Origin of the sequence: Tabrizicola sp. (assembly GCF_036781545.1) — a bacterium.
In the GTDB taxonomy this organism is placed as follows: domain Bacteria; phylum Pseudomonadota; class Alphaproteobacteria; order Rhodobacterales; family Rhodobacteraceae; genus Tabrizicola.
This window is the reverse complement of the sequence record NZ_DAIQAT010000005.1, coordinates 60,694-71,671: the sequence shown is the minus strand read 5'-3', so window position 1 is coordinate 71,671 and position 10,978 is coordinate 60,694. Positions and strand designations below refer to the sequence as shown.

The 10,978-nt window shown below is 66.1% G+C and carries 10 protein-coding genes and 1 tRNA gene; 6 read left to right on the top strand and 5 right to left on the bottom strand.

What is annotated here, in order from left to right; translation table 11 throughout:
- Positions 1-44: 44 nt before the first annotated feature.
- The 3 genes from V7Q39_RS02425 (at position 45) to V7Q39_RS02415 (ending at position 2,685) form a co-directional block, all read left to right on the top strand.
- Complete coding sequence (locus V7Q39_RS02425) at positions 45-866, top strand: TatD family hydrolase (protein WP_333814707.1); 822 nt, start codon at positions 45-47, stop codon at positions 864-866.
- A gap of 1 nt (position 867) precedes the next feature.
- Complete coding sequence (locus V7Q39_RS02420) at positions 868-1,671, top strand: MBL fold metallo-hydrolase (RefSeq protein WP_333814706.1); 804 nt, start codon at positions 868-870, stop codon at positions 1,669-1,671.
- Between the two features lie 75 nt (positions 1,672-1,746).
- A complete protein-coding gene (locus V7Q39_RS02415) occupies positions 1,747-2,685 on the top strand; it encodes an AEC family transporter (RefSeq protein WP_333814705.1) in 939 nt (312 codons plus the stop codon).
- 124 nt (positions 2,686-2,809) lie between these two features.
- Here V7Q39_RS02415 and V7Q39_RS02410 read toward each other — a convergent pair whose 3' ends face one another.
- The 5 genes from V7Q39_RS02410 to V7Q39_RS02390 all read right to left on the bottom strand — a co-directional run bounded on the left by V7Q39_RS02410 (position 2,810) and on the right by V7Q39_RS02390 (position 7,705).
- The gene (locus V7Q39_RS02410; protein WP_333814703.1) at positions 2,810-3,742 is read right to left on the bottom strand and encodes an ABC transporter permease; all 933 of its coding nucleotides are present in this window, start codon (positions 3,740-3,742) and stop codon (positions 2,810-2,812) included.
- A gap of 12 nt (positions 3,743-3,754) precedes the next feature.
- On the bottom strand, positions 3,755-4,999 hold the full coding sequence (locus V7Q39_RS02405) for an ABC transporter permease (protein WP_333814702.1): 1,245 nt from the start codon (positions 4,997-4,999) through the stop codon (positions 3,755-3,757).
- A gap of 68 nt (positions 5,000-5,067) precedes the next feature.
- On the bottom strand, positions 5,068-6,147 hold the full coding sequence (locus V7Q39_RS02400; RefSeq protein ID WP_333814701.1) for an ABC transporter substrate-binding protein: 1,080 nt from the start codon (positions 6,145-6,147) through the stop codon (positions 5,068-5,070).
- Between the two features lie 68 nt (positions 6,148-6,215).
- The gene (locus V7Q39_RS02395) at positions 6,216-7,319 is read right to left on the bottom strand and encodes an ABC transporter ATP-binding protein (RefSeq protein ID WP_333814700.1); all 1,104 of its coding nucleotides are present in this window, start codon (positions 7,317-7,319) and stop codon (positions 6,216-6,218) included.
- A gap of 299 nt (positions 7,320-7,618) precedes the next feature.
- A tRNA-Leu gene (locus V7Q39_RS02390) sits at positions 7,619-7,705 on the bottom strand.
- A gap of 119 nt (positions 7,706-7,824) precedes the next feature.
- On the opposite strand from V7Q39_RS02390, the gene lipB reads away from it, so the two are divergent.
- The 3 genes from lipB (at position 7,825) to ctaD (ending at position 10,931) form a co-directional block, all read left to right on the top strand.
- Entirely contained in the window at positions 7,825-8,550 is a 726-nt protein-coding gene (lipB, locus tag V7Q39_RS02385; RefSeq protein WP_333814699.1) for a lipoyl(octanoyl) transferase LipB, read from the top strand.
- A 90-nt stretch (positions 8,551-8,640) separates the two neighbouring features.
- Positions 8,641-9,051 carry a c-type cytochrome gene (locus tag V7Q39_RS02380; protein ID WP_333814697.1) on the top strand — a complete coding sequence of 137 codons (411 nt, stop codon included), beginning with the start codon at positions 8,641-8,643 and terminating at the stop codon, positions 9,049-9,051.
- Between the two features lie 203 nt (positions 9,052-9,254).
- Positions 9,255-10,931 carry a cytochrome c oxidase subunit I gene (gene ctaD / locus V7Q39_RS02375; protein WP_333814696.1) on the top strand — a complete coding sequence of 559 codons (1,677 nt, stop codon included), beginning with the start codon at positions 9,255-9,257 and terminating at the stop codon, positions 10,929-10,931.
- The last annotated feature ends 47 nt before the right edge of the window (positions 10,932-10,978 follow it).

The window sequence follows — 10,978 nt, the reverse complement described above, 5'->3', positions numbered from 1 at the left end:
AAGGTCGACGAGACGGCGGGGAGCCTCGCCCTGAGGTAGCCCGCATGACATCCCCAACCGAGCTTGACCTGCCCGATCTGGTCGACAGCCACTGCCACCTCGACTTCCCCGACCTTGTCGATGAGACCGAGGCGATCATCGCCCGCGCCCGCGCCGCCGGGGTGAACCGAATGGTCACGATCTGCACGCGGCTGAAGAACGAGCCCAAGGTCCGCGCCCTGGCCGAAACCCACGCGGAAGTCTTCTACGCCGCCGGCATCCACCCGATGAGCGCGCATGAGGAACCCCTGGTCACGGTGGAACACCTGGTCGCCCTCGCCCGCCACCCCCGCTTCGTCGGGATCGGCGAGACGGGCCTCGACTACCACTACACGGCCGAGACCAAAGCCATCCAGCAGACCAGCCTCCGCCTCCACATCGAGGCCGCGCAGGAAACCGGCCTGCCTTTGATCATCCACGCCCGCGACGCCGATGAAGACATGGAGGCGATCCTCGCCGAAGGTATGGCGGTGAAACCCTATCCTTGCGTAATGCATTGCTTCTCCTCCGGCCCCCGCCTGGCCGAGGCAGCGCTGGAGATGGGCTTCACCCTTTCCATCTCCGGCATCGCCGCTTTCCCGAAGTCGCAAGAATTGCGCGACATCTTCGCCAAGGCCCCGCTCGACCGGCTGATCCTGGAAACCGACAGCCCCTACCTCGCCCCGCCGCCCTTCCGCGGCAAGCGCAACGAACCGGCCTATGTCGCCCACACCGCCCGCGCCCTCGCGCCAGTCTTCGGGCTGAGCCTGAACGATTTCGCGGCAGCCACCACGGCCAATTTCGACCGCCTCTTCCCCCGCGCCGCCCGCCCGGCGAAGGCGGCCTAGGTTGGCGCGGCTCAGCTTCACCATTCTCGGCTGCGGCTCCTCGGGCGGCGTTCCCCGCCTCGGCGGCAACTGGGGCGACTGTGATCCCTCGAACCCGAAGAACCGCCGCCGCCGCTGCTCGCTCCTCGTCACCCGCGAGGCGGCGGAGGGCACCACCCGCGTGCTGATCGACACCTCGCCCGACATGCGCGAGCAACTGCTCGACGTGGGCGTCGGCGCGCTGGACGGGGTGATCTACACCCACAGCCATGCCGACCACATGCACGGGATCGACGATCTGCGGCAGGTGGTCTTCAACCAGCGCCAGCGGCTGCCGGTCTGGGCCGACGGCCCGACGCAAGAGGCGCTGCTTTCCCGCTTCGGCTATGCCTTCGTCCAGCCCGAAGGCTCGCCCTACCCGCCGATCCTCGACCTCCACACCATCGACGGCCCCGTCACCATCACGGGCAGCGGCGGCCCGATCACCCTGAGCCCGTTCCGCGCCGACCATGGCAGTATGGATGCGCTTGGCTTCCGCATCGGCCCCCTGGCCTACCTGCCCGACGCCGTCGACATCCCGGCGGAAAGCTGGACGGTGCTGGAGGGGCTCGACTGCTGGATCGTCGACGCGCTGCGCCGCAAGCCGCATCCGACCCATGCCCATCTGGACATGACCCTGGGCTGGATCGCCCGCGCGAAACCCGCCCGCGCGGTCATCACCAACATGCACATCGACCTCGACTACGAGACGCTCAAGGCCGAGCTTCCGCCGCACATCACCCCCGCCTTCGACGGGATGACGGTGGTCTATGACAACCAGCCCTGAGATAGAGCCATTTTCTGTCCTCAAATATCCCACGGGGGGCGCGGGGGGTGTGAAACCCCCCGCCCGACGTCAGGATTGAGCGCGCTTCTCGACGTCATCCTGCCGGTCTTCCTGCTGATCGGCTTCGGCTATGCCGCCGTCCGGGCGGGCTTTCTGGGCGAACCGGCCATCGACGGGCTGATGAGATTCGCCCAGAATTTCGCGGTCCCCTGCCTTCTCTTCCGCTCCATTGCCTATCTCGACCTCTCCGCCGCCTATGACGCGGGCCTGATGACCAGCTTCTACGCCGGGGCTTTCGCGGGTTTCTTCGCCTGTTTCTTCGGTGCCATGCTGGTCTTCCGCCGCGCCATGCCAGACGCCGTGGCCATCGGCTTCGCCGGGCTTTTCTCGAACTCGCTGCTGCTTGGCCTCGCCATCACCGAGCGCGCCTATGGGACAGCGGCGCTGCAGGGCAATTATGCGATCATCTCGCTGCACGCGCCGATGCTTTACGGTTTCGGGATCGCGCTGATGGAATGGGCGCGGACGCGGGGGCATGGGCTGTCGGCCGCGGCGCTGCTGCGGCAGATCGCGCGGGCGGTGCTGTCGCAGTCGCTGGTGATCGGCATCCTTCTGGGCTTCGCGGTCAATCTGGCGGGGAACCCGCTGCCGGGCTTCTTCTGGTCGGGCGTCGACATGATCGCCCGTTCCGCGATTCCGGTGGCGCTCTTCGGGCTGGGCGGGGTGCTGGTGCGCTACCGGATCGAGGGGGACATCGGGCCGGTGCTGATGGTGACGGCGGCCTCGCTGGTGCTGCATCCGCTCGTGACCTGGCTCCTGGCCACCCGGGTCTTCCATCTCGACATTGCGGGGCTGCGGTCGGCGGTGGTGACGGCGGCGATGGCGCCGGGGGTGAACGCCTATATGTTCGCCCATATGTACGGCGTGGGCAAACGGGTCAGCGCCTCGTCGGTGCTGGTGGCGACGGCGGCGTCGATCTTCACCGCCTGGGGCTGGCTGCACCTGCTGCCTTGACTCAATGGCTTGGTCGCGGACGTTGACGGCTTCTCGACACCCGGAAAAACCGCTCCTCGGCGGCTTGGCCCCTCGTCGCTGACGCCTGCGACGAGAAGCCGAAAGGCGCACGAGGAGCTGCCCGTCAGCGCCCGGTCACGCCGCGCAGCCGGTCGGAGCGCCGCCGCAGCAGCTCGACCGTGGTCAGCAACAGGACCGAGATCACCACCAGGATCGTCGCCACCGCCAGGATCGCCGGGCTGATCTGCTCGCGGATACCGTTCCACATCTGGCGCGGAATGGTCTGCTGGTCGGGCGCGGCAAGGAACAGCACGGCCACCACCTCGTCGAACGAGGTGACGAAGGCGAACAGCGCGCCCGAGATGATGCCGGGCAGGATCAGCGGCATGACCACCTTGAAGAAGGTCGTGCGCGGATTGGCCCCCAGCGAATGCGCGGCGCGGATCAGGCTCTGGTCGAAGCCCGACAGCGTCGCCGTCACGGTGATGATGACGAAGGGGATACCCAGCGTGGCATGGGCCAGGATAAGGCCGGTATAGGTCGAGGTCAGCTTGCCGCAGTTGGCGCCGATGATGCCGCAGGGGTCGGAGTAGAAGAAGAACATCCCCGTCGCGATGATGATGATCGGCACGATCATCGGCGAGATCAGGATCGCCATGATCACCCGCCGCCAGGGCATCTCGGGCCGCGACAGGCCAAGCGCCGCCAGCGTCCCCAGCACGGTGGCCAGAATGGTCGCCCAGAAGCCGACGAGGATCGAGTTCTTCGCCGCCCGCACCCAGGTGGAATTGCGCCACATGTCGCTCCACCAGCCGGTCCCGGCGTCCGGCGCCTGCATCCCCACCGAGACCAGCGCATGATACCAGCGCAGCGACCAGCCCGCCGGGTCGAAGGTCAGCATCTTCTCGGTGAAGGTGAAATAGGGCTCGGCGTTGAAGGACAGCGGGATGATCACCAGGATCGGCGCGATCAGGAACAGGAAGATCAGCCCGCAGATCACCAGATAGGCATAGTGCCAGGCGCGTTCCAGCGGGTCGGCATAGGTCGGAAGGGCCATGAAATCTTCTCCTCAGCCCAGCTTCAGATTGTCGATGCCGACCAGCCGGTCATAAAGCCAGTACAGGACCAGCACCCCCACCAGCAGCATCGCGGCCAAAGCCGCGGCCTGGCTCCAGTTCGACTTCGCCATGTGGAACTGGATCAGGTTCGAGATCAGCTGCCCGTCCGCACCGCCGACCAGCGCCGGGGTGATGTAGTAGCCGACCGCCAGGATGAAGACCAGAAGAGCCCCGGCCCCGATCCCCGGCAGGGTCTGCGGCAGGTAGATGCGGCGGAAGGTGGTCCAGCTGGTGGCGCCCAGACTGCGCGCGGCGCGGGCATAGCTGGGCGGGATCACCCGCATGACGGAATAGAGCGGCAGCACCATGAAGGGCAGCAGGATATGCGTCATCACGATGATGGTGCCGGTCTGGTTGTAGATCATGTTCAGCCGGTTTCCGTCGCCGATGAGGCCGAGCGCGACGAAGGTCTCGTTCACCACGCCCTTCTGCTGCAGAAGCACGATCCAGCTGGTCGTCCTGACCAGAAGCGAGGTCCAGAACGGCAAGAGCACCAGGATCATCAGAAGGTTCGCCCTGGCCATCGGCAGCGTCGCCAGGAGATGCGCGATGGGAAAGGCCAGCAACAGGCAGATCACCGTGATCAGCGCCGAAAGGAAGAAGGTCTTGGCGAAGAGCTTGAGGTAGATCTGCTGCTTTTCCGGCACCTTCTGAACCGAGCCATCGGCCGAGCGTTCGTAATCCGCCGCGATCAGGTAGAAGTCCGCGGTATAGGCGGTGGAGGAGGAGCGCATCGCCTGCCAGACCGCCGGATCGGCCCATTTCGGGTCGATGGCAAGGAAGGATTCCTTGTAGGGCGGTGCAAGCTCGCCCGCGGCGCGCGCGGTCTTGGTGATCAGCGAGCGGGTCTCGGGCAGGGTGTAGTTGACCCGCGTCGCGGCCTCGCCCGCCGTCTTGGCGGCCTGCATGGCGCGGAAATCATCGGCCAGGGCGGCGTAGGCGGCCTCGTCGGGCTCGGTGCCGACCGGATGCGCGGCGAACCAGGCCGCGACATTGGGCGCATTGCGCGAGAAATAGGGATTGTAGACCGACTGGTGCAGCATCTGCCCGATCGGCACCACGAAGGTGATGATCACGAAGACCAGAAGCGGCAGGACCAGAAACAGCGCCCGCCGCCGCGCCCTTGCCCCGGCTGCGGCCAGCGCGGCCTTCAGCGGGCGTCCGTCGGTGGTGGTCAGGAGGGGTACAGAGGTCATCGGGTCCGGGTCCGTTCGGCGTAAGGCGGCTGCGGCGCGGGAAACCTCCCCGCGCCGCGCCATTATCATCAGTTGGCGGCGAGCCAGGCGTTGTAACGCTCACCCAGTTCAGTGTCGCGGTCGGCCCAGAAGTCCAGCGACGAGGCCAGCGCGTTGGTCATGTTCTCGGGCGCGGTCGGCAGGTTCGGCGACATCGGCTGGTCGGTGCCCTGGATGTTGCCGACCAGCGAAGCGGCCGATTTGCGCGGCGGGCCGTAGGAGATGAACTCCGCCGCCTTGGCCGAAGACTCGGACGAGGTGGAGAACTTGACGAACTCCAGCGCGCCGGCCTCGTTCGGGGCGCCCTTCGGGATCACCATGCCTTCCCATTCGAAGACCTGGCCGTCCCAGACGATGTCGAACGGCTTGTTCTCCTGATGGGCGGCGTTGAAGATCCGGCCGTTGTAGGCCATGGTCATCACGACCTCGCCGTCAGCCAGAAGCTGCGGCGGCTGCGCGCCGGCTTCCCAGAACACCGCATCCTTCTTGATCGTGTCCAGCTTGGCGAAGGCACGGTCCAGCCCCTCGGGCGTGGACAGCGTGGCATAGACCTCGTTGGCCGGCACGCCATCGGCCATCAGCGCCATTTCCAGCGTGACCTTCGGGCTCTTGCGGATGCCGCGCTTGCCGGGGAACTTCGCGGTGTCGAAGAAGTCGGCGATGGTCTTCGGCCCCTCGCCCTCGGCGTATTTCGAGGTATCGTAGGCGATGATGGTCGAGAAGATATCGGTCGGCACCATGCATTCGGTCAGCGTGCCGGGCAGGAAGTCGTCGGCGGCAGCGGTACCATCGGCGCCCGCAGGCAGAGCGGCCGGGTCGATCGGGACGATCACGCCCTCGTCGCAAAGCCGCACGGCATCAGCGATTTCCAGGATCGCCACGTCCACGGTGACGTTGTTGGCCTCGACCTGCGCCTTGATCGGGGTGGCCGGGTTGTCGCTGTCGACCGAGACGACCGTGGTGCCGGTCGCGGCGGTGAAGGGCTTGTGATAGGCCTCGATCTGGCTGGCGGTATAAGCGCCGCCCCAGCCCATCACGACGATCTCGTCGGCCGCGGCCGGCAGGGCCAGCCCGCCGAGGGCGGTGGTCAGGATCAGAAGTCTTTTCATGTGTTTATCTCCCGTTGGTTGTCTCTGGCGGCCCCTTGGCGGGCCGGTCCGCTCTGCCGCGTCCGGCGTCAGCTCGGGTCAAGCGCGCGGGCATCCTGCGGATGCCAGCCCACATTGATCTTGTCGCCCTGCGCCAGCTTGGTCTGGCCCAGGGTGTTGCGCATCTTGATGACGAAATCATCCGTGCCCGCGACCTTCAGGACCGCGCGCAGGATGTCGCCCATGTAGATGATCTCGACCACTTCCGCGCCGATGGTATGGGCGCCCTTGGGCATCATCTCGGGCTTGAACTCCACCCGCTCGGGGCGGATCGAGACCAGGGTCTGCTGGCCCTTCGCGCGCACGTTGACCGCGGTGGCGTCGATCAGCTCGCCCGTCGCCAGCCGCACCAGGGCCCGGTCGCCATTCAGTTCCTCGATCGTGCCGAGAAGCTTGTTGTTCTCGCCGATGAACTGGGCGACGAAGCTGTTCTCCGGGCGTTCGTAAAGGTCGGCGGGGGGCGCGAGCTGCTGGATGCGCCCGTCGTTGAAGACGGCGACGCGGTCCGACATGGTCAGCGCCTCGCCCTGGTCGTGGGTGACGTAGACCACGGTGATGCCCAGGCTTTCGTGCAGGTGCTTGATCTCGAACTGCATATGCTCGCGCAGCTGCTTGTCGAGAGCGCCGAGCGGTTCGTCCATCAGCACGAGCTTGGGGTCGAAGACCAGGGCCCGGGCCAGCGCGATGCGCTGCTGCTGGCCGCCGGACAGCTGCGCCGGACGCCGCGCGCCAAAGGCACCCATCTGCACCATATCCAGCGCGCGCCGGATCTTGCCCTCGCGCTCGTCCTTGCCCATGCCGCGGACTTCCAGCGGGAAGGCCAGGTTCTCGGCCACCGTCATATGCGGGAAAAGCGCGTAGTTCTGGAACACCATGCCGATGCCCCGCTTGTGCGGCGGCACCTGGTTGATCGGGCGCCCGTCCAGCCGGATCTCGCCATGGGTGGCGGTCTCGAACCCCGCCAGCATCATCAGGCAGGTGGTCTTGCCCGAGCCGGAAGGCCCAAGCATGGTCAGGAACTCACCCTTCGCGATGGAAAGGTTCAGGTCCTTTACGACAAGCGTCACGCCGTCATAGCTCTTCTGGACGTGTTCGAACGCGACGAAGGCGTCGTTGCGGGGCTCAACCGTCACCCGTCTCTCCCTGATGCTCTGGGCGCTTCGCGCCTTCTGACTTGATTCGTTTAAACCGAAACCCGACCCTCATTGCAATGCAGATTTTTTTACCGAAAGGGCCAATTCGCGGCAGCGAGGGACCCTGACGCGACAGGCGGGAAATTCGGGCAAACATCCCGGTTCCGGCAGCCCTCCTGCCTGCTTCGCGGGCGGGCCGGGAAGCAGGTCATCGCCAAGGAGCAGCGCAGCCCGGCAAGGCGAAGGGCGCGAAGGTCTCAGCCTCTCGCGCCCTTTGCTTTCGTCCCGAATCCAGGCCCTGGTGCGGATGAAAAGACTCGAACTTTCACTCCGGTTAAGGAACAGCGACCTCAACGCTGCGCGTCTACCAATTCCGCCACATCCGCACGGGGTCTGGTTTCGGACGCCCGCTATCTAGCGACAGTCGCGCGGGATGAAAAGGGGCATTTTCGCCCGCGCGCCCCGCCACCGATCCCATCTGTCACCGGCGGGTCGGGCGGACTATATGGAAAGCAGCATTTCCGGCCGCAAAGCGACAGGTCACACCATGGTCGACTGGACCCATATCCCGGGGCTCGCCCCCTACCCCGAGACGCTGGCCGCGATGGAGGCCCATGTCGCCGCCATGACCGAGGGCCGCGCGGGCGAGGCGATCTGGCTGCTGGAACATCCCCCGCTCTACACCGCCGGCACCTCGGCCAAGGCCGCCGACCTGGTCGATCCGGGCCGCTTCCCGGTCTATCCGGTGGGGCGCGGCGGGCAGTATACCTATCACGGACCCGGCCAGCGGGTGATCTACTGCATGCTCGACGTGAAGGCGCGCGGCGGCCGCAAAGGCGGCGACGTGCGCTGTTTCGTGCGCGAGCTGGAGCGCTGGGTCATAGACACCCTGGCCGAGTTCAACGTGACCGGCGAAATCCGCGACGGCCGCGTGGGCGTCTGGGTGCAGCGCCCCGACCGCCCCGGCCCCGACGGCCGCCCGACCGAGGACAAGATCGCCGCCATCGGCATCAAGCTGCGCCGCTGGGTCAGCTTCCACGGCATCTCGATCAACGTCGAGCCCGACCTGAGCCATTTCGACGGAATCGTCCCCTGCGGCATCCGTGACCATGGAGTGACCAGCCTGGTCGACCTCGGACTGCCCGTGACCATGGCCGACCTCGACGCCGCGCTGATGGCCAGCTTCCCGCGCCGCTTCCATGGGGTCTGCCCCGCCCCGGCTGTCGCATAGCAGCAGGATGCTATTGCATATCAAGCGGCTGCACCCCCATGTTCGCCACGTGGAAGCCGCGTCACGCGCTCCGAACCATGAGAGGACATCATGACGAAGTTCATCCTTCTTGCCGTCACCGCCGCCGCCCTGGCGGCCCCCGCCTTCGCGGGGGACCCGGCAGCGGGCGAGGGGACGTTCAAGAAGTGCAAGGCCTGCCATTCGGTCATCGGCGCCGACGGGACCGAGATCCAGAAGGGCGGCCGCACCGGGCCGAACCTCTACGGCGTGATCGGGCGGGCCGTCGCCTCGGACCCCGACTTTGCCTATGGCGACTCGCTTGCCGCCCTGGGCGCGACCGGCGCAGTCTGGGACGAGGCGAGCCTTGCGGCCTATGTCGCGGACCCCGCCGCCTATCTGAAGCAGGCGCTTGGCGACGACGCGGCCAAATCGAAGATGTCCTTCAAGCTGTCCTCGGGCGGCGAGGACGTGGCGGCCTACCTCGCCTCGGTCGCTCCCTGACCCCACCGCCTGCCGAATGACCCGGGCGCGTCCCCCGACGGGGCCGCGCCCTTTGCATTTTCGCCGCGATTTCTGCTCCCTGCGGCAAAGTCATGCATTGCGAGCCTGCGTCCGCAGGGCTAAGACGGGGTCACAAGGAAACCGGGCGGGCCTTTCGGCTTGCAAACGGGCATGACGAAAACGACCAAAGCGGGAGCAGCCATATGGCGGACGCAGCCATCCACGGCCACGAACACCACCGACCCGGGTTCTTCACCCGCTGGTTCATGTCGACCAACCACAAGGACATCGGGATTCTCTATCTCTTCGTCGCCGGTGCCGTCGGCCTGATCTCGGTCCTCTTCACCGTCTACATGCGGCTCGAACTGATGGAGCCGGGCGTTCAGTACATGTGCCAGGAAGGCGCGCGCTTCATCGCGTCCAGCGATGTCTGCACCCCGAACGGGCACCTCTGGAACGTGATGATCACCTATCACGGCGTCCTGATGATGTTCTTCGTCGTCATTCCCGCGCTGTTCGGCGGCTTCGGCAACTATTTCATGCCGCTGCAGATCGGCGCGCCGGACATGGCCTTCCCGCGGATGAACAACCTCTCGTTCTGGCTCTACGTCGCCGGGACCTCGCTGGGCGTGGCCTCGCTTCTGGCGCCGGGCGGCGGCGGCGACCTCGGCTCGGGCGCGGGCGTGGGCTGGGTGCTCTACCCGCCGCTGACCACGACGGCGGAAGGCGGCTATTCGATGGACCTGGCGATCTTCGCCGTCCACCTTTCGGGTGCCTCCTCGATCCTCGGCGCGATCAACATGATCACCACCTTCCTGAACATGCGCGCCCCCGGCATGACGCTGCACAAGGTGCCGCTCTTCGGCTGGTCGATCTTCGTCACCGCCTGGCTGATCCTCTTGGCCCTGCCGGTGCTGGCGGGGGCGATCACCATGCTCCTGACCGACCGCAACTTCGGCACCACCTTCTTCACCCCCTCGGGTGGCGGTGACCCGATCCTTTACCAGCACATCCTGTGGTTCTTCGGCCACCCGGAAGTCTACATCATCGTCATCCCGGCCTTCGGCATCGTCAGCCAGGTCATCTCGACCTTCTCCCGGAAGCCGATCTTCGGCTACCTGCCGATGGTCTATGCGATGGTGGCGATCGGGGTGCTGGGCTTCGTCGTCTGGGCGCACCACATGTACACCGTCGGCATGTCGCTGACCCAGCAGTCCTACTTCATGCTGGCGACGATGGTCATCGCGGTGCCGACAGGCGTCAAGATCTTCTCGTGGATCGCGACGATCTGGGGCGGCTCCATCGAGTTCAAGACCCCGATGCTCTGGGCCTTTGGCTTCCTCTTCCTCTTCACCGTCGGGGGCGTGACCGGGATCGTCCTGTCCCAGGCCCCGGTCGACCGCGCCTACCACGACACCTACTACGTCGTTGCGCACTTCCACTACGTGATGTCGCTGGGTGCGGTGTTCGGGATCTTCGCCGGGATCTATTTCTGGATCGGCAAGATGTCGGGCCGGCAATATCCGGAATGGGCGGGCAAGCTGCACTTCTTCATGATGTTCATCGGCTCGAACCTGACCTTCTTCCCGCAGCACTTCCTTGGCCGCCAGGGGATGCCGCGCCGCTACATCGACTATCCCGATGCCTTCGCCTACTGGAACTGGTTCTCCTCGATCGGCGCCTTCATCTCCTTCGCGTCCTTCGTGTTCTTCATCGGGATCGTGTTCTACACCCTGACCCGCGGCGCGAAGATCACCCAGAACAACTACTGGAACGAATACGCCGACACCCTGGAATGGACCCTGCCCTGCCCGCCGCCCGAACATACGTTCGAGCAGCTGCCGAAGCCGTCCGACTGGGACCACAGTCACGCGCACTAAGCGTTGAAGCCGACCAAGGGCCCCGGGCTGCAGCCGCACCCGGGGCC

Excerpts from the sequence above, each read along its gene's own strand:
- V7Q39_RS02425 (WP_333814707.1), top strand. The coding sequence starts at position 45 with ATGACATCCCCAACCGAGCTTGACCTGCCCGATCTGGTCGACAGCCAC.
- ctaD (WP_333814696.1), top strand. The coding sequence starts at position 9,255 with ATGGCGGACGCAGCCATCCACGGCCACGAACACCACCGACCCGGGTTC.
- V7Q39_RS02410 (WP_333814703.1), bottom strand. The coding sequence starts at position 3,742 with ATGGCCCTTCCGACCTATGCCGACCCGCTGGAACGCGCCTGGCACTAT.
- V7Q39_RS02405 (WP_333814702.1), bottom strand. The coding sequence starts at position 4,999 with ATGACCTCTGTACCCCTCCTGACCACCACCGACGGACGCCCGCTGAAG.
- lipB (WP_333814699.1), top strand. The coding sequence starts at position 7,825 with ATGGAAAGCAGCATTTCCGGCCGCAAAGCGACAGGTCACACCATGGTC.
- V7Q39_RS02400 (WP_333814701.1), bottom strand. The coding sequence starts at position 6,147 with ATGAAAAGACTTCTGATCCTGACCACCGCCCTCGGCGGGCTGGCCCTG.
- V7Q39_RS02380 (WP_333814697.1), top strand. The coding sequence starts at position 8,641 with ATGACGAAGTTCATCCTTCTTGCCGTCACCGCCGCCGCCCTGGCGGCC.